The 18,094-nt window shown below is 70.3% G+C and carries 17 protein-coding genes; 1 reads left to right on the top strand and 16 read right to left on the bottom strand.

The genetic code is table 11. The annotated features are described in order from the left end of the window. Nucleotides 1-225: 225 nt before the first annotated feature. The 16 genes from ACZ499_RS10640 to ACZ499_RS10565 form a co-directional block, all read right to left on the bottom strand. Nucleotides 226-1,008, bottom strand: a complete 783-nt coding sequence (locus tag ACZ499_RS10640) for a response regulator transcription factor (protein ID WP_406550840.1) — start codon at nucleotides 1,006-1,008, stop codon at nucleotides 226-228. Between the two features lie 722 nt (nucleotides 1,009-1,730). Further along, the gene (locus tag ACZ499_RS10635) at nucleotides 1,731-2,027 is read right to left on the bottom strand and encodes an acyl-CoA carboxylase epsilon subunit (RefSeq protein ID WP_371655130.1); all 297 of its coding nucleotides are present in this window, start codon (nucleotides 2,025-2,027) and stop codon (nucleotides 1,731-1,733) included. 28 nt (nucleotides 2,028-2,055) lie between these two features. Continuing rightward, a complete protein-coding gene (locus ACZ499_RS10630) occupies nucleotides 2,056-3,636 on the bottom strand; it encodes an acyl-CoA carboxylase subunit beta (RefSeq protein WP_468408648.1) in 1,581 nt (526 codons plus the stop codon). Nucleotides 3,637-3,695: 59 nt separating this feature from the next. Further along, the gene (locus ACZ499_RS10625; protein ID WP_468673688.1) at nucleotides 3,696-4,364 is read right to left on the bottom strand and encodes a 4'-phosphopantetheinyl transferase family protein; all 669 of its coding nucleotides are present in this window, start codon (nucleotides 4,362-4,364) and stop codon (nucleotides 3,696-3,698) included. Continuing rightward, nucleotides 4,361-5,653, bottom strand: a complete 1,293-nt coding sequence (locus ACZ499_RS10620; RefSeq protein WP_468673687.1) for an MFS transporter — start codon at nucleotides 5,651-5,653, stop codon at nucleotides 4,361-4,363. Before ACZ499_RS10620 ends, ACZ499_RS10625 begins: the two co-directional genes overlap by 4 nt. 12 nt (nucleotides 5,654-5,665) lie before the next feature. Further along, complete coding sequence (locus ACZ499_RS10615) at nucleotides 5,666-6,544, bottom strand: alpha/beta hydrolase (RefSeq protein WP_468673684.1); 879 nt, start codon at nucleotides 6,542-6,544, stop codon at nucleotides 5,666-5,668. A gap of 131 nt (nucleotides 6,545-6,675) precedes the next feature. Beyond that, nucleotides 6,676-8,166, bottom strand: coding sequence for an FAD-dependent monooxygenase (locus ACZ499_RS10610; RefSeq protein ID WP_468673682.1), 1,491 nt, complete (start codon nucleotides 8,164-8,166; stop codon nucleotides 6,676-6,678). A gap of 104 nt (nucleotides 8,167-8,270) precedes the next feature. Continuing rightward, on the bottom strand, nucleotides 8,271-9,743 hold the full coding sequence (locus tag ACZ499_RS10605) for an FAD-dependent monooxygenase (protein WP_468673680.1): 1,473 nt from the start codon (nucleotides 9,741-9,743) through the stop codon (nucleotides 8,271-8,273). Nucleotides 9,744-9,750: 7 nt separating this feature from the next. Continuing rightward, nucleotides 9,751-10,686, bottom strand: coding sequence for an aromatase/cyclase (locus ACZ499_RS10600; RefSeq protein WP_385547975.1), 936 nt, complete (start codon nucleotides 10,684-10,686; stop codon nucleotides 9,751-9,753). A 29-nt stretch (nucleotides 10,687-10,715) separates the two neighbouring features. Further along, nucleotides 10,716-11,501, bottom strand: coding sequence for a 3-oxoacyl-ACP reductase FabG (gene fabG, locus ACZ499_RS10595; protein ID WP_385547972.1), 786 nt, complete (start codon nucleotides 11,499-11,501; stop codon nucleotides 10,716-10,718). A 23-nt stretch (nucleotides 11,502-11,524) separates the two neighbouring features. After that, nucleotides 11,525-11,791: an acyl carrier protein gene (locus ACZ499_RS10590; protein WP_385547969.1), complete on the bottom strand. Its 267-nt coding sequence runs from the start codon at nucleotides 11,789-11,791 to the stop codon at nucleotides 11,525-11,527. 140 nt (nucleotides 11,792-11,931) lie between these two features. Further along, nucleotides 11,932-13,143 carry a ketosynthase chain-length factor gene (locus ACZ499_RS10585; RefSeq protein WP_385547966.1) on the bottom strand — a complete coding sequence of 404 codons (1,212 nt, stop codon included), beginning with the start codon at nucleotides 13,141-13,143 and terminating at the stop codon, nucleotides 11,932-11,934. After that, nucleotides 13,140-14,414, bottom strand: coding sequence for a beta-ketoacyl-[acyl-carrier-protein] synthase family protein (locus tag ACZ499_RS10580; protein ID WP_468673675.1), 1,275 nt, complete (start codon nucleotides 14,412-14,414; stop codon nucleotides 13,140-13,142). Before ACZ499_RS10580 ends, ACZ499_RS10585 begins: the two co-directional genes overlap by 4 nt. After that, the gene (locus tag ACZ499_RS10575) at nucleotides 14,411-14,740 is read right to left on the bottom strand and encodes a TcmI family type II polyketide cyclase (protein ID WP_385547961.1); all 330 of its coding nucleotides are present in this window, start codon (nucleotides 14,738-14,740) and stop codon (nucleotides 14,411-14,413) included. The genes ACZ499_RS10580 and ACZ499_RS10575 overlap by 4 nt, the downstream gene beginning before the upstream one ends. A 422-nt stretch (nucleotides 14,741-15,162) precedes the next feature. Then, nucleotides 15,163-15,852 carry an antibiotic biosynthesis monooxygenase family protein gene (locus tag ACZ499_RS10570; RefSeq protein ID WP_385547958.1) on the bottom strand — a complete coding sequence of 230 codons (690 nt, stop codon included), beginning with the start codon at nucleotides 15,850-15,852 and terminating at the stop codon, nucleotides 15,163-15,165. A 48-nt stretch (nucleotides 15,853-15,900) separates the two neighbouring features. Beyond that, entirely contained in the window at nucleotides 15,901-17,370 is a 1,470-nt protein-coding gene (locus ACZ499_RS10565; protein ID WP_468673670.1) for an FAD-dependent monooxygenase, read from the bottom strand. A 143-nt stretch (nucleotides 17,371-17,513) separates the two neighbouring features. Here ACZ499_RS10565 and ACZ499_RS10560 point away from each other — a divergent pair, with 143 nt between their 5' ends. After that, a complete protein-coding gene (locus ACZ499_RS10560; protein ID WP_468673668.1) occupies nucleotides 17,514-17,960 on the top strand; it encodes a nuclear transport factor 2 family protein in 447 nt (148 codons plus the stop codon). Nucleotides 17,961-18,094: the final 134 nt, after the last annotated feature.

Genomic DNA, 18,094 nt, shown 5'->3' with positions numbered 1-18,094 from the left:
GGGGGGGGGAGAGGGGGGGTGGGGGGAGGGGATGGGGGTGGAGGGGGGGAGGGGGGAGGGAGGTGGGTCTTGGGGGGTCGTTCCCCCCCCCTGGGGCCCCCGGCCGAAAACCCGTCTTCCTCTTGGAAGCCATTACCAGGCTGCCACACCAAAGAATTCTTTGGATTTATGACGGTTGTTCAACTTGTTTCTTCTCTTGTTCCCGGCGGCCAGAAAGGCGAAAATTCACCCGTTGCCCAGTTTGAAGCCGACCCCGCGCACGGTAATGATCCATCCGCTGTCACCGAGCTTGCCGCGAAGACTGCTGACATGGGTGTCGACAGTGCGGCGCGACCATGAGTCGCCCCAGACCTGCTGCAGCAGACGTTTACGCGGAATGACCGTGTCCGGATGGGAGGCGAGCAGGCAGAGCAGATCGAATTCCTTGCGGGTCAGCCCCACCTCGCGGCCGTCCAGGCTCACCTCGCGGGAGCTCACGTCAATGCGCAACCGCCCGTGCAAGATCTCTCTGGCAACAGGCGGCTGGAACCTCGCTCGGCGCATGACGGCTTCGATCCGTGCCATTAATTCCCGGAAGCCGTACGGCTTGACCACATAGTCGTCGGCGCCGGCCTGGAGGCCGAGGACGCAGTCGAGCTCGGAGCCCCGGGCCGTGACGATGATGACCGGGATGCCGCTGACCGAGCGGATGGCCCGGCAGACCTCCAGGCCGTCCAGGTCCGGAAGTTCGAGGTCGAGCAGGACGAGGTCGACGTCCTCGTACGCCTGCAGCGCGGTGCTGCCGCTCTTTACGCCGATGGCCTCGTGGCCGTGCCTGCGCAGTCGGCACACCAGGGACTCCGCGCCGTCGACGTCGCTGTCGACCACGAGGATCCGCCGGCCCCGGGAGAGGCCCGCCACCCTGCGTACCGCTTCCGACACGCCCTCTTCGATCAGGTGTGGTCCACCTGGACCACGCTGGACAGGTATATGAGGCTCCAGCACTGCCTCTGCCGAACTCTGAGTCATGCCTCCCCCGCGAGTCATGTCCCTCCCCCATCTGAGTGAGTCCAATATGAGATCCGATCCGGATCCACCGACGAACCTACAGACCGCTGCTACGGAATTCAAAGAGGTTCGAGCAAATAACAAATAAACTGTGCCGGTTATTGAGCGAGATCGGACCGGACACCCTCTTCGTTTCCATACGTGATCACGGCCGGAAGCCCCCGTCAACCAGTCCCCGCCATGCGGAAGCGGAACACTGGTAGATCTGTTGATTCAACCAAGGATAACTCGCCGCGACTCACATAATCCGGCCATCTTGGCGCGCCTCTGACGTTGACGCTGCCATGACATGACGTTCGCCACACGGCCTGGAGGTTTACGGAATTCAGGCGACTTCACTGACAGCAAGTTAAATAACAGGTGTCCAAGTGGCGTCATGCTGGCCGATGGCTGGAATTCGCCGGTACTGCGCCTCAGTCGGGCGCGGCTCGCGCCCCCCAGCGCTCCCTGTGATCGGGCTGTAGCTTGCAGTACGGCAACACCTGCATGACGAAGACCCCCATTCACCGCACAGAATGGTCGGCCGGGAGAGTCCGTGTCAAGTAAAGTCCGGGGCCCTGAACAGCGGCGCGCCCCGGGCGGGGCCGCCTGGTCGGGGCGGCCCGCTCGGGGCGCTGCGCACTGCTCTCCGCAAGCGGAATGGTCCGGGACCGCCTTGAATTGACGGACCGTCAGTAAATTCGTCAGGCGAGCACCGGGCCGCCCGCCCGCCAGGTGCGCGGGCCGTCGAAGCCCGTCGCCCGGTCGGTGCGGCGCCAGCTCGCGGAGCGGCGCTGCCTGGGGATCATGACCCGGGCCGCCTCCTCCCGGGCCTCGATGGCCGAGAAGTGTGCGAAGAACAGCGCGGCCAGCGCCGCCAGTTCCTCCGGATCCGGATTACCGCGCTCCACTCTCAGCAGCTCACGGCAGTGCTCCAGGGTCATTTCGGCAGGCGCGGCAGGCTCGGCGGCGGGCTCGGTGATCTGGGTCATCTCACTCATGTCGGTCACCTCTCTGGAGGAGTCGGGCCTACTGGGGCGGGTTGCCGTGCTTGCGGCGGGGCAGTTCGGCGTCCTTGGCGATGAGCATCGCGACCGAGCGGCACAGCACCGAGCGGGTCTCGCGCGGGTCGATGACGTCGTCGACCAGACCGCGCTCCGCCGCGAAGTAGGGGTGCACCAGCTCGTTCTTGTACTCGTCGATCTTCTGCCTGCGCATCGCGTCGGGGTCCTCGGCGGCGGCGATCTCCCGGCGGAACACCACGTTCGCCGCGCCCTCGGCGCCCATCACCGCGATCTCGTTGGTGGGCCACGCGAACGCGAGGTCGGCGCCGATCGAGCGCGAGTCCATCACGATGTACGCGCCGCCGTACGCCTTGCGCAGCACCACCGAGATACGCGGAACGGTGGCGTTGCAGTACGCGTACAGCAGCTTCGCGCCGCGCCGGATGATGCCGTCGTGCTCCTGGTCGACGCCCGGCAGGAACCCGGGGACGTCGACGAGGGTGATCAGCGGGATGCTGAAGGAGTCGCAGAACTGGACGAACCGCGCGCCCTTCTCGCTCGCCTTGATGTCCAGGACGCCCGCCATGGCGGAGGGCTGGTTGGCGACGATGCCCACGACGTGGCCGTCGAGCCGGGCCAGCGCGACCACCAGGTTGGGCGCCCAGTTGGCGTGGATCTCCATGTACTCGCCCTCGTCGACGAGCTCCTCGATCACCGAGCGCACGTCGTACGAGCGGTTGCCGTCGGCCGGCACCAGGTCGAGCAGGGCCGCGCCCTCGCGGTCCACCGGGTCCGAGGTCTGCGCCAGCGGCGGCATCTCCCGGTTGTTGGACGGCAGCAGCGAGAGCAGATAGCGGACCTCGGCGAGGCAGGTCTCCTCGTCGTCGTACGCGAAGTGCGCGACGCCCGAGATCCCGGCGTGCACATCCGCGCCGCCGAGCCCGTTCTGGGTGATCTCCTCGCCGGTCACCGCCTGCACCACGTCCGGGCCGGTGATGAACATCTGCGAGGTCTCGCGGACCATGAACACGAAGTCCGTGAGGGCGGGCGAGTAGGCGGCGCCGCCCGCGCACGGGCCGAGCATCACGCTGATCTGCGGGATCACCCCGCTGGCCCGGGTGTTGCGCTGGAAGATGCCGCCGTAGCCCGCCAGCGCCGAGACGCCCTCCTGGATACGGGCGCCGGCGCCGTCGTTCAGGGACACCAGCGGCGCCCCGGCCGCGATGGCCATGTCCATCAACTTGTGGATCTTGGCGGCGTGGGCCTCGCCCAGGGCGCCGCCGAAGATCCGGAAGTCATGCGCGTAGACGAAGACCGTACGGCCCTCGACCGTGCCCCAGCCGGTGATGACACCGTCCGTGTACGGCTTCTTGGCCTCCAGGCCGAAGCCGGTGGCGCGGTGCCTGCGCAGCTGCTCCACCTCGGTGAAGCTGCCCTTGTCCAGGAGGAGTTCGATCCGCTCGCGCGCGGTCAGCTTGCCCTTGGCGTGCTGCGCCTCGGTCGCCTTGTCGCTCGGGCCGCGGACGGCCTGTTCCCTGCGTTCGCTGAGTTCGTCCAGCCGGTCGGAGACCTCGGCGGAGGACTGTGTGGTCGGCGTGGTCGGCATGGTGTTCTGTTCCCCCTGTAGGTTGCGGATCCTTGGTGCGGAATCGACTGCCTTCACGGTCACGTCGGGTTGCGGAGCGCGGCCGCGGCGGCGTAGCCCGGCTGTACGGGCACATTGCGCACCGTCCAGCCGTGCGGGCGGCCCCGGGCGTTGCGGTCGCCCAGGTAGTCCGCCGCGGGTGAGCGGGTGAGTCCGGTGCCCAGACCCTTGAGATAGGCCTCTTTGCGGGTCCACAGCCGGGCGAACGCCACCGTCCGCTCGGCGGTGGGCAGCGCGCGCAGTTCCTCGCGCTCCTGCGGGTGCAGCCGGGGCAGCACCATCTCGACGGCCTCGGGCGACGGGACGCGCTGGACGTCGACGCCCACCGGGTCCGCCGCGACCCCGATGGCGATCAGGCCGTGGCTGTGCGAGAGGTTGAAGTGGAGCGGCACGGGCGGATCGATCAACTGCGGCTTCCCGTACGGCTCTTGGCTGCGGCCGAGGACGATCCGGCCGGGTTCGAGACCGGTGTACGCGGCGAGCAGGCCCCTCAGGGTGGCGTGCGCGGCCATGTACTGGATCCGGTCGCGCACCGAGACGTAGGACGCCGCGCGCGCCGACTCCATCTCGTCCAGGGCCCGCATCAGCGGGCACACCTGCGCCACCTCCTCGGCGGGCGGGCGGAACACCAGCAGGTGCAGCCGTCCCGCCGCGGGGGCCGCCCGCAGCGGCGTACGGGTCGCGTTCACCGGCGCACCGCCTCGTGGACGGGGCCGCCCTGCCCCGGGTCGCCCGCCGTGCTCTCGGCGGCCCCGGTGAGGCCCTTGTCGCGCGCGCCGCGCCGGTCGTAGGCCAGCGCGGTGAGCGCCGCCGCCAGCGAGACCAGACCGCCGACGTAGAAGCCCGAGCGGGCGCCCAGGTGTTCGGCGAGCCAGCCGATGAGCAGCGAGCCCAGTGGGGTCGAGCCCTGGAGGATCAGGGTGTACAGCGCCATCACGCGGCCCCGGTACTGCGGGTCGCTGCCGAGCTGGACGCGGTGGTTGACGGCCTGGACGAAGAAGATGGTCGCCCCGCCGGTGAGCGAGAGCAGCACGATCGCGGCCGCGAAGCCGGGCGCCCAGCCCGCCACCGTCTCCAGGACCGCGAAGACCAGCGCCGCGCCCACCACCAGACGGCTGGAGGGGCGGCTGCGGCGCGCGGTGGTGGCGAACGCGGCGATCAGCGAGCCCGCGGCGAAGCCGGTGGTGAGCAGCCCGAACGAGGCGGCGTCGGCGTGGAAGACGGTCTTGGCGTACAGCGGCAGCGTGAGCTGGAAGTTGAGTCCGAACAGCGCGATCACCCCGACGAGGGCGAGCGGCAGCTTCAGGTCCGGGTGGGCGGCGACGTACTTGAGCCCGTCGACCACCCGCGGCCGGGTGTCCTGCCGCACGCCGAGCAGGAGTTCGCCGGGCCGCATCATCCGCAGTGCGACCACGGTCGCCAGATAGCTGACGGAGTTGAACAGCATCACCCAGCCGCTGCCGAAGCCGGTGATGAGCAGCCCCGCGAGGGCCGGCCCCACCACCCGGGCGGTGTTGAAGTACGCGGCGCTCAACGCCGAGGCATTCGGCAGCAGTTCGGGCCCTACCAGCTCGCTGACGAACGACATCCGGGTCGGCACCTCGACGGCGTTGACGACCCCGAGGCCGAGCGCGCAGAGCCAGATGTGCCACAGCTGGACGGCGTCCGCGAACGCCAGCAGCGCCAGGACCAGGGCCAGCACACCGGACGCCAGATTGGCGCAGGTGAGCAGCAGCCGCTTGTCGTAGCGGTCGGCGAGGCGCCCGCCGTACAGGGTGAGCAGCAGCAGCGGCGTGAACTGGAGCGCGGTGACGACGCCGAGGGCGGTGCCGGAGTTGTCGGCCAGGCCCAGGACGATCCAGTCCTGGGCAACGACCATCATCCAGGTGCCCGCGACGGAGACGACCTGCCCGGCCGCGAACAGCCGGAAGTTGCGGACCGCCAGGGAGCGGAAGGGATGGGCGAAGGTGCTGGTCATAGGCTCGGATGGTCAGGCACCGCGTCCCGCCCTGGTGATGCAGTCCTCCAGGAAGGCGAGCGTGCGCAGGTGGTAGGAGCGGGCCGCCCAGCCGAGGCTGATGTTGTGGCCGGCGTCCGGCTGGCGGTCGACGACGATGCGGGGTGCGGCGGTGAGCTGCGCGGCGAGGTCGGCGAGGTCCTGGTCCCCGTGCAGCCACCAGCCCTCGTGCTCGGCGAAGGTGAGCCGGACGGGGATGCTGACGCGCGGCGCGAGGGCCGCGAACAGCTCGGGCCAGCGCGGCAGTTCGCCCGCCTCCAGCTCCGGCATCGGCGCCACGAGGGAGCCGCTGCTGCGGAAGGTGTTCGGCGGGTACAGGCGCAGCGGGCCCCAGTGCCGGGCGATGTGCTTGAGGCCCTTGCGGAGCACGCCCGGGGTGACGGCGTAGCGGTGGCCGCAGCCGGAGATGTCGAGGCCGAGGAGGCCGTCGCCGGTGCAGTGGGCGGCGGCGGAGAGCGCCAGCTTGCCGCCGAAGGAGTGGGCGACGAGCAGGATGCCCGCGCCGGTGGGGTACTTGGCGGTGAAGTCGTCGATGCCGGCGCGCAGCACGTCGGTCTGGTCGGCGACGGTGAGGCCGTCGGGCAGCTGGGCGGCGGAGTGCCCGTAGCCCGGCCGGTCGACGGCCAGGACCGTGTAGCCGAGCCGGGCGCCGAGCGTCAGCAGGGACAGCTCGGGGTGGGCCTGGCCGTCGAAGTACCCGGCGCTCATGCCGCCGCCGTGGACGGCGACGACGGTCGCGCGGGGGGTGCCTTCCGGCTCGCACAGCAGCGCGGACAGGGTGACACCGCCCGCGTCCAGGGTGATCCTGCGAACACCCTGGGAAACGACCGCCGGTGCGAGCGTGCTTTCCATCAATGCCCCCGTGTGCGTTGACTGTTGAATGGGCGGCGACCCGCGTCCCCTGAGGAGCGCGGGGAACTGCGCGAGCAACCCGGGACGGCCCGCGGACGCGAACGCGCCTCCAGGACCGAGCGGGTCGGGCGTCACGCCCCGGCCGGACCGAACCACCGGCTCAGCGAGTCCGGGAGCCCCTCGGCAAAGTCCCCCGCCCAGGCGACGTATCCATCGGGCCGTACGAGCACGGCACCCGCACCGGCGAGCGGATCGGCTCCGCCATCCACCGGCTTGGCCGAGGCGGTGACGACGTCCACCCGTCCCGACCACCCGGCGGCAGCCGCACGCACCGCCGCGTCATCGGCGAGGTCGAGCAGCACACCGCGGGCCGGGTGCAGCAGCTCGGTGGTACTGGTCTCGCCGTCCGCCAGGACCAGCGTGCGGTGCGCGACACGACGGCCGACCAGCGGATGCGACCCGTCACCGAGCTCGTAACGGATGTCCAGACCGCTGACGATCCCGGCGAGGTGGCGCTTGACGTCGTCGTACTGGATGAGCTCGCCGAAGAGCTGGCGCAGCGGGTCGGCCTCGGGGCCGCCGAGGAAGACCATGCCCTGGGCGCGGGTGTTCATCAGCAGCCGGGCACCGACCGGGTGGCGCTCGGAGTGGTACGTGTCGAGCAGCCCCTCGGGCGCGGTCCCGGCGATCTCCGCGGCCAGCTTCCAGCCGAGGTTGGCCGCGTCCTGGACGCCGGTGCTCAGGCCCTGGCCGCCGGCCGGGAGGTGGATGTGGGCGGCGTCGCCGACCAGCAGGACCCGGCCGCGCCGGTACTCGGAGGCCTGGCGGGTGGCGTCGCTGAAGAAACTGACCCACTCGGCGCCGCCGTGCGAGATGTCCTCACCGGTGATCGACTGCCAGGCGGCGGCGACCTCCTCGAAGGAGACCGACTCGCCGCTGGCGCGGGCGGGCGCGTTGTCGGGGCAGACGATGATCCGGTCCACGCCCGGGGCGAGCGGGGCCGCCATCACCATGCCGTTGTTGAGCCGCTCCCCCAGGAAGCGCGGGCGCAGCTCGCAGCCGGTGACGTCGGCGAGGAACATCGCCCGGGTGGCGGAGGTACCCGGGAAGTCGAACCCGGCGGCCTCGCGGACCACGCTGCGGCCGCCGTCGGCGCCCACCAGGTAGGAGGCGCGCAGCTTGCGTACCGCGTGGGGCGTCTGGACGGTGATCTCGACGTCGTCGCCGTCCAGGAAGCCGTCGGTCAGCTCCAGGAAGTCCCAGCCGCGCCGGATGTCGACGCCAAGACCGGCCGCCCACTCCTCCAGGACCGCCTCGGTCTTGTACTGCGGGATACCGCGCGCCCCGAAGTGCCCGCCCTCCAGGACGGTGTAGTCGAACTGCACCCCGCCGAAGTGGCCCATCGGGCTGATCTCCAGCGTCTCGCCCTGCCCGAACCGGGGCAGCAGACCGCGCTGGTCGAAGATCTCCATGGCACGGGCCGTGAAGCCCAGGCCGCGGGACTGCCCGGTGGGCTCCGCCAGCCGTTCGACGACGACGACCCGCGCCCCGCCGAGGCGCAGCTCGCCGGCGAGCATGAGACCGGTCGGACCCGCGCCGACGATGATGACATCGGTGTCCACGGCTGTCCCCTCCATAGTGTTCCCTTTCCTGGACGTGCCCTGTCGTGCCCTGTCGTGCTGTGGAGTCGTACGGTCGTGCGCGGGGGCGGGGGGTTGTGAGGGCTTCAGTGCGCGGGGCCGAACCAGCGCTCCAGGGCCTCCCGCAGCCCGGTGCCGTCGGTGTCCGGCTCACCGGCCCAGGCCACGTGACCGTCGGGCCGCACCAGGACGGCGCCCACGCCGTCGAGGGCGCCGTCCTTCTCCGGCGCGGCCGGCAGCGCCGTGACCCGGTCCGCCCAGCCGGAGGTGTCCGGCAGCGCCGCACCGCCGCCGGACAGATCGAGGAGCACACCGCGTGCGGTGCGCAGCAACTGGGCCGTGTTCACCGGGCCTTCGCCGGTGGTCAGGCCCGCGTCCGGCAGCCGGGCGCCGAGCAGCGGGTGCCCGGGGCCGCCGACGTCGTAGCGGATGTCGAGACCGCTGATCATCCCGGCGAGGTGCGCCCGGACGTCGTCGTGGGTGAGGAGCTCGGTGAGCACCGAGCGCAGCGGCTCGACCTCGGGGCCGCCGAGCAGCAGCATGGCCTGGGTCCTGATGTTGGACAGGACCCGCCGGCCGACCTCGTGGCGTTCGGTGTGGTACGTGTCGAGCAGGCCCTCAGGGGCCGTCCCGCCGACGTGCAGGGCCAGCTTCCAGCCAAGGTTGAAGGCGTCCTGGAGGCCGAGGTTGAGGGCCTGGCCGCCGATCGGCATCTGACGGTGGGCCGCGTCCCCGGCGAACAGGATCCGGCCGCTGCGGTACCGGGTGAGCTGGCGGTTGGCGTCGCCGAACGAGTTCGCCCACAGCGGGGTCCCGCCGCTGATGTCCTCGCCGGTGACGCGCTTCCAGACCGCCGCGATCTCGCCGAACTCCGGGTCGCCGGTGCGCGGTTCGGCCGTGGAGCCGAACTCGTGCACCATCACCCGGGTCACCCCGTCGCGGGTCGCCGCGATGGCGAGCCCGGCGGGCAGCCGCTCGAAGCGGCGGTTGGGGATGGTGACACCGGCCACGTCCGCGCGCAGCAGCTCGCGGCCGGCGTCGTTGCCCGGGAACTCGGCCCCGGTGAGGCGGCGCACGGTGGAGTCCTCGCCGTCGCACCCGACGAGGAAGGCACCGCGCACCACGACCGTGCCCTCGGGCCCGGCCGCGGTCGCCTCGACGAAGTCGCCCCGGTCGGACACCTCGCGCAGCTCGTGGTCGCGCCGGATGTCCACGCCCAGCGAGAGCGCCCACTCCTGGAGCAGGGCCTCGGTCCGGGTCTGGGGCATCTTCCACTGCCCGGGGAAGGGGCTGGGCAGGGTGAGGTCCATCGGGATGCCGCCGAAGTGGCCGCGCGGCTCGTTCGGCGGCGTCCCGAAGACGTCGAGCAGGCCGCGGCTGTCGAGGAGCTCCATGGTGCGGGCGTGCAGCGTGGAGGCCCTCGACTCCGTGGTGGGCGTGGCCCGTTGTTCCAGTACGACCACATCGGCGCCGCCAAGACGCAGCTCACCGGCGAGTAGAAGCCCGACGGGGCCGGCGCCGACGACGATGACCTGTGTGTCCAGGCGGTCCGGGGTCATTTCTGGCTCAGCCCTTCTGCTCGGCGTACGTCTTGGCGTGGTTGAGCGTCGCCGTGCTGTTGGTGGACAGCGCGGTGTGCACGTACTCACGGGCGTCCGCGACGGTGGCCTCGGGGCCGAGGATCTTCGCGATGTTGTCCGTGTTGAGCGTGACGGTGTGCTGCGAGGAGGCGGCCGTGCCCTCGGGCGTCTCCTCGAACGTCCAGATCCCGGTGTGCAGGGTCATCAGCGCGGGCAGCGTGACCTGCTTGTACGCGATCTTGTGGTGCGGGAAGGTCACCCGGTACGACTTGGTGGTGTGCACCGAGCCGTCCTTGGCGCGGGTGTCCATCTCCAGGGTCTGGAGCCCGGGGGTGTCCTCGGTGAGCCGGACGACGGCCACGTGCGGCAGCCGCTCGGACCAGAGGTCCGCCTCGTTGATGAAGTCGTACAGGTCCTTGGGCGAGCCCTGGACGATGACGGTGTCGGTGAACGAGAACGTCACCTCCTCGGTCGCGTGGGCCAGTTCGACGTTCTGCTTGAGCGCGGCCAGCTCCGAGCGGCTGTTCTTGTCGACCGCCTCGTCGATCCAGGCCAGGCCCTTGGGGTCGTCGTCGATCGCCCGGTAGTCGTGCAGCAGCCGCACGCGCGAGGAGTTCTCGGCCAGGGTCTCGATGATCCAGGTGCCGCCCATCGCCGCGACCGGAGGCGTGGTGACCTCCTGGCGGAAGGTGATGCGCAGACCCTCCGGGTCCAGCTCGCGGTGCGAGGTCCAGTTCTTGGCCTCGCCGTTGGCGGTGGCCCAGATCCGGATGCGCTCGTGGTTGTCGTGCTCGCCGACCTGGTCCACGTAGATCGTGGGCGGGAAGATCCGCGGCCAGTTGGTCACCTCGGCCAGCAGCCGGTACACGGCTGCGGCGGGGGCATCGACGGTGATCTCGTGCTCGACCTCACGGGTCGTCATAACCGCTCCTCCTTCGGGAACTTGGCGGATCAGAAGTTGCCGAGGCCGCCGCAGACGTTGAGCGCCTGCGCGGTGATGGAGGCGGCCGTGTCGGAGGCCAGGTAGCCGACAAGACCCGCGACCTCGTCCGGGGTGGAGTAGCGGCCGAGCGGGATCTTGGACTGGAACTTCTCCAGGATCGCGTCCTCGGAGGTGGAGTACGCGGCGGCGTAGCCCTGGCGCACGCGCTGCGCCATCGGCGTCTCGACGTATCCGGGGCAGACGGCGTTGACCGTGATGCCGGTGGGCGCGAGCTCGTTGCCCAGGGCCTTGGTGAAGCCGACCACGCCGTGCTTGGAGGCCGAGTACGGGGCGCCGAGGACCACGCCCTGCTTGCCTGCGGTGGAGGCGATGTTGATGATCCGGCCGCGGTCCTTGTGGCGCATGCCGCCGGTGTTGAGGACCTCGCGGGTGACCCGGAAGACGCTGTTCAGGTTGGTGTCGATGACGGCGTCCCACAGCTCGTCCTCGATGTCGGCGGTGACGCCGCCACCGGACCGGCCGGCGTTGTTGACCAGCACGTCGACGGTGCCGAAGCGGTCGACGGCCGCCTGGACGAAGGCCTTGACGCTGTCGGCGTCGGTGACGTCGAGCGCCGAGCCGTCGGCGTCGAGGCCCTCGCCCTGGAGCTGCTTGACGGTCTCGGTGACGTTCTCGGCGTTGCGCGCGCCGATGAAGACCCGGTGTCCCTGGGAGGCGAGCAGACGGGCCACGGAGAGCCCGATGCCGCTCGTGGCGCCCGTCACCAGTGCGACCCGTGCGGTGTTCTCGGTCATGGTCGTTGTTCCTTGTCTGTGGCTCAGGCGGCGGACGCGGAGGACAGCTGGGCGTTGACGACGTCGATGAGGGCGCGCGGCGTGGTGGCGTCGGTCAGCGCGTCGTCGTCCAGCGAGATGCCGTACTCACGCTCGATCCGGCCGCCCGTCTCCAGGAGCGCGAGCGACTCGTATCCCAGGACCTCGAACTCGGTGTCCAGAATGTCGCCGTCCAGGTCGACGCCCTCCTCGGCGCCCGCTGCCTCAAGGAGGATGCGCCTGAGGTCGTCGAGGGTGAACGTGGTGGCCATGGGAACTTCCCTTTCCTAGGTGTGCGGCGTTGCCAGTTGTCTGTGGGTGGTGCGGTACCGCGCCCCTGAAGGGGTGCGGGGAACTGCGCGACCAGCCACAGACGGTCCGCAGTCGAATAGCGGCGCTTCCCGCGAAGCGCCTACGCGGCGCGGACGACCACGGCGGAGTTGAAACCGCCGTAGCCGCGGGCGAGGACGAGGGCGGTGCGCACCTCGGCGGTGCGCGGCTCGCCCAGGACCAGGTCCAGGTCGTACTCGGCGGCCGGGTCGATGTGCACGGTGGGCGGGATGACCCCGTCCTTGATGGCGAGGAAGGCGGCGGCCAGGTCCAGCGGGGCCGCGCCCGAGTAGAGCCGTCCGGTCATCGTCTTGGGCGCGGTGACCGCGACTCCCCGGGTGCCGAAGACCGCGCCCAGCGCCTCGGCCTCCTGGCGGTCGAGCTCGGGGTCGGCGGCCGCGTCGGCGAAGACCACGTCCACGTCGCCCGGGGCGACCCCCGCGTCGGCCAGGGCGAGTTCGATGGCCTTGCGCAGCCCCGGCGGACGGCCGGAGCCGGCCTTCGGGTCGATGGTCGAGCCGTATCCGGAGACCTCGCCGTAGATGCGGGCACCGCGGGCGCGGGCCGCCTCGGCGTCCTCCATGATCAGGATCGCGCCGCCCTCGCCGGGTACGTAACCCGCCGCCTCGCTGTCGAAGGGCAGATAGGCGCGGGTCGGCTCCTCGCTGGTGGAGAGTCGGTCGCTGGCCAGCTGGGCCACCCAGCCCCACGGGCAGACCGAGGCGTCGATGGCGCCGGAGACGATCAGCGAGGTGCCCTTGCGGATCTGCCGCCGGGCCTGCGCCACCGCGTCGAGGCCGCCGGCCTGGTCGCTGACGACCACGCCGCTGGGGCCCTTCATCCCGTTGCGGATGGAGATCTGGCCGCTGTTGACCGCGTAGAACCAGGCGAAGGACTGGTACGCCGAGACGTACTGGCTGCCCTTGGACCACAGGGCCTGGAGCTCGCCCTGGCCGAACTCGAAGCCACCGGCCGCGCTCGCGGTCACCACGCCCATGTCGAAGTCGGGGAGTTCGGCCGGGGTGATGCCCGCGTCGGCGAGCGCCCAGTCGGTCGCGACCAGCGCGAGCCGGGTCACCCGGTCGGTCTGCGGGAGCAGCCGGCTCGGCAGCAGGTCCTCCGCGACGAAGCCCGGGACCTCGCCGGCCAGCTTGGCCGGGTAGGACGACGGGTCGAAGCGGGTGATGCGGCCGATGCCGCTCTTGCCACCGACGGTCGCCGCCCAGTAGTCCTGGATGCCGAGCCCGTTGGGCGACGCCACCCCCAGGCCGGTGACCACCACGGACGACGTCATGCGAGCTTCCTCTCGGGACGGGCGAGCACCACGGCGCTCTGGAAACCGCCGAAGCCGCTGCCGACCGAGAGGACCGCGTCGGTCTTCCGGTCGCGGGCGGTCAGCGGGACGTAGTCCAGGTCGCACTCGGGGTCGGGCGTGTGCAGGTTCGCCGTGGGCGGCACGACGTTGTACTCCATGGCGAGCGCCGAGGCGGCGATCTCGATCGAGCCGATCGCGCCGAGCGAGTGCCCGACCATCGACTTGATGGAGCTCATCGGCGTCCGGTACGCGTGGTCGCCGAGGATCCGCTTGACGGCCGCCGTCTCGTGGCGGTCGTTCTGCTTGGTGCCGGAGCCGTGGGCGTTGATGTAGTCGATCTCGTCGCCGTTCATCCGCGCCTCGTCGAGCGCCACCCGGATCGCCTCGGCCATCTCCGCGCCGTCGGGGCGCAGACCGGTCATGTGGTACGCGTTGGAGCGCGTGGCGTAGCCCGCGATCTCCGCGTAGATGTGGGCGCCGCGCTTCTGCGCGCTCTCCAGCTCTTCGAGCACGAAGAAGGCGGTGCCCTCGCCGAGCACGAAGCCGTTGCGGGAGTTGTCGAACGGCCGCGACGCCGTCTCGGGCTCGTCGTAGCGGTTCGTCGTGGCCTTGATCGCGTCGAAGCACGCCATCGTGATCGGCGAGATCGGCGCGTCCGAGGACCCGGCGATCATGACGTCGGCGGAGCCCTCGCGGATCAGCTCGACGGCGTAGCCGACCGAGTCGATACCGGAGGTGCAGCCGGTGGACACCACGGTGCTGGGGCCCTCGGCCCCGACGGCCCAGGCGACCTCGGCCGCGAACGAGCTCGGCACCAGGTGGTTGTAGAGGTGCGGGGCCGCGTACTTGTGGTCCACGAGGTCGAGCCGGCCGCCGTCGCTGACGACCCGGTACTCCTCGTCGAGGCCCATGGTCGCGCCGACCGCGCTGCCGACGGTGACACCGATGCGGTACGGGTCGAGTCCGGCGAGCTCCAGGCCGCTGTCGGCGACCGCGCCGCGCGAGGCGACGACCGCGAACTGCCCGGCGCGGTCCATGCGCCGGACCTCCTGCGGGCTCAGACCGTGCTCGTACGGGTCGAAGTCGATCTCGGCGGCCACCCTGGAGCGGAAGGGCGTCGGGTCGAAGAAGGTGATGCCGCGCGTCGCCGTGCGGCCCTCGCTGAGGAGGCTCCAGAAGTTCTTGCTGCCGATTCCACCCGGGGCGAGCACCTCCATCCCCGTGATGACGACCCTGCGAGGCGTTGTCACGCGCCCGCCTCCCAGTTGTAGAAGCGGGCGGCCATGGCGTCGGCGGGCGAGCGCCAGGTGGCCGGGTCGTACGCCTGGATGAACGGCTTGAGGTCGTTGCTGATCCCGACGAACCGCGGGTCGTTCTTCGCGGCCTCGATCAGCTGACCGCCGTTGTCCGCGTCGAAGTCCTGCAGGTGGAAGTAGAGGCCCCGGTACGAGAACAGCTGGCGGCGCCGCGTTCCCATCAGGTGCGGCATGTCCGTCGCGTCGAACTCGGAGAACAGTTTGGCGACGTCGGTGCTCGAACCGGGTTCCATGCGGGCGACGATCAGCGTGCTGTGCATACGTTTTCGCTCCTCAGCGGTTGCGGTTGATCCGGCACTGGCCGTGCTCCTGGCGCGTACGACGTCGGACGCGCCCGAATACGAGGGCCATGAACGGGAGTTGAGCGAGAGGATCAGCGGTGGCGAACCACGCCCCGGATCATGTATTCAAGGGTCTTCTGATCCCGCTCGCCGTTCAAGGCGCCCCGGTTCAGGTCTACGTCCGGTTCGGTCAGGTTCCGCAAATACACCGCAGCCATGTCAGAGAACCGGCAGCGATGGGCAGGTGCCTGACGCGGAAGTGTCACGTCGGCGTCAGGTGTCGTCAGGTCGCGAACCGCAGCGTCTCCCCTGCGCGTTGGGGCCCGGAACGCCGGAACGCCCGACTCCTGGAGAGAAGCCGGGCGTTCCGTGATGCTGTGGTGCCGTGGTGCTTTGAGGTGTTACTGGCCGGCCGCGCGGGTGTGGACCACGCGGTAGGTGTTGGAGTCCACCGACGTCAGGAGCGAGCCGGTGCGCTTCTCGGCGTCCTGGCGGGCGGCGGGCTTGTCGCCCTGCGGCACGGCCTGGTAGGCGTCGAACGCCTCCTTGCTCTCCCACTGCGAGTAGGAGACCACGAAGGAGCCCTCGAGGCCGCGGGCGGCGATGCCCTTGAGGATCGTGTGGGAGACGTATCCGGGAACGTCGCTCAGGAACTTCATCGACGGGCCGAGCGCGTCGACCAGGTCGTCCTGGTTCTTCTCCTCGACACCGAAGACCGCGATCACGGTGTAGTCGGTGCGCTCCGGGGAGATCTCGACGCCGTCGCCCGACTTGGTCTGCGAGTACGCGATGTTGTTCTGCAGCAGACGGATCGAGGTGGTCAGCTCGCCGAAGAGCGGCAGCGTGCGGTGCTTGAACTCCTCGCCGTCGTACCGGTCCTCCAGGTCGGCGCGGCTGCGCCACTGGATGAAGTTGGCCGTGCCCGGCTTGTCCACGCCGGCGTGCACGGTGGAGGACATCCAGCCCGGGTAGGCGGCCGAGTCGACGATCTCGCGCATCGCGCCGAGCAGGCCCTCCTGCTTCTCCGGGGCGTCCGTGGAGAAGAGGTTGAGGACGGTCAGGTTCTGGTCATCGGAGGAAATCTTGGGCATGTTCTTCGCTTCCTTCGGGTGTACGGGTGAAAGGGAGTCAGGCCCAGCTCAGTTGGCCCGGCCGAACCATCGGTTGAGGGATTCGGCGAGCCCCTCCGTGCGCGAGGCGGAGGGGGAGACCCAGGCGACGTAGCCGTCGGGACGCACGAGGAAGGCGTCCAGGCCCGCGTCGCAGTCGTGCTGCTCTGCGGTGACCGTGGTGACACGGTCGGCCCAGCCCGCGGCGAGCTCTCGCAGGTGGGAGTCGTCGGTGAGGTCGAACAGAACGGCCTTGCCGGCCGCCAGCAGCTCGAAGTTGGTGGTCTTCTTGCCGTCGACCACCAGTTCCTCGTCCTTGAGACGGCGGCCGAGGAGCGGATGGTCGCCCTCGCCCACGTCGTGTCGGATGTCCAGTCCGGTGACCATCCCGATCAGCGTCTTCTGGACGTCCTCGAACCCGGTGAGCTCGGTGAAGACATCGAGCAGCGGGGTGATCTCGTCGCCGCCCAGATAGAGGATCCGCTGGGCGAGCGTGTTGGTGAGCACCCGGGCACCGACCGGGTGGCGCTCGGAGTGGTACGTGTCGAGCAGGCCCTCGGGGGCCTGGCCCTTGATCTCCAGGGCGAGCTTCCAGCCGAGGTTCACCGCGTCCTGCACGCCGGCGCTCATTCCCTGGGCGCCGATGGGCAGGTGGATGTGCGCGGCGTCGCCGGCCAGGAAGACCCGGCCCTTGCGGTACTCGGCGGCCTGCCGGCTCACATCGGTGGTGGTGGAGACCCAGTGCACGGTGGCGCCGCTGATGTCCTCGCCGGACAGGCGCTTGAACGCCTCGGCCACCTCGTCGAAGGTGATCGGGTCCGGGCTCTTGCGGAGCGGCTCGCTCCGGTCGAAGTAGACAATCCGGCAGCGCTCCGGGCCGAGCGGCAGCACCATGACCATGCCGCCGGGCACCCGCTCGCCGCTGAAGCGCGGGCGCAACGGCACCCCGCTGATGTCGGCGAACCGGAGCTCGATGGCCGGGTCGGTGCCCGGGAAGTCGATGCCCGCGAGCTTGCGCACCACACTGCGGGCGCCGTCCGCGCCCACCAGGAAACGGCCGCGCAGCGTGGCCGGTCCCTCGGGAGTGGAGACCTCCACGGTGACCCCGTCGGCGCCGTCCTCCAGGCCGGTGACCTCGACCCCGCGGCGGACCTCGGCGCCCAGCTGCCCGGCCCAGCCGGCCAGCACGCCCTCGGTGCGCGACTGGGGGATGCCCCGGGCCCCGTACGAACCGCCCTCGACCAACCGGTAATCGATGGACACTCCGCCGAAATGGCCGACCGGAATGACGTCCACACCACCGAAACGCTCCAGCAGTCCACGCTGGCCGAATTCCTCGATGGTACGCGCCGAGAATCCCAGAGCCCGCGACTGCTGTATCGGCTCGGCAAGGCGATCGACGACAATCACGGACACGCCGTTCAGGCGCAGTTCGCCTGCGAGCATGAGTCCAGTGGGGCCGGCTCCCGCGATAATTACGTCCGCGTCAAAGTTAGACATCTACCCTCTTCCGACTGGCGTTTCTCCAGTATCCCGAGGGGGCAACCGAGCGTAAATAGCTGCTAGTACAGGCCTTTGACAAGTACGTCAACTCCGCTACAAGGAGTCTTGGTCAGAGGCCTGTTCCGGAGTCATCCTCAACCATGACCTCAAGCCAATCCACCGCCGATGTCGCGGGACTGCTCGACCGCTACCTGATCAATCTGGACGACGACAAGCTCGATGACGCCTGGGCCCGGGGGCTGTTCACCGAGGACGCCGTCGTCGAGTTCCCGATGAGCCGGCACGAGGGGATCGCGGGCCTCGCCGAGTACCACAGCACGGCGCTGGCGGCGTTCGCCCGCACCCAGCACATCAACTCGCCCGCCGTGGTCGAAATCGACGGCGACCATGCCTCTTTGCGCGCCAACGTCGTCTCCACCCACGTGCACCACCCCTCCGACCATCCGGAGGACGCCGACCGCGCTCCGATATTCGCGAACGGCAGCCTGGTGAGCGCCACGGCCCGCCGCACCCCGGACGGCTGGCGGCTGGCCCTGCTGTCGCTGCGCATGAGCTGGGTGACCGGCACCCCGCCCCGCAAGGGCTGAGCGCGCACGACGAACACGAGCGCGGGGGTGCGGGGGGGGCGTTCCCCTTCCCCTCTCGTTTTTCTTCGCGGTTGTCGCTCCCCCTCCTCTCTCCAACCTTCCCTCTGCGTTTCGGGTTACCGCTCGGCCGACCC

It is taken from the genome of Streptomyces sp. NPDC031265 (genome assembly GCF_055570295.1).
Note: the sequence above shows the minus strand (reverse complement) of the source record. Positions and strands in the feature narration are given on the sequence as shown.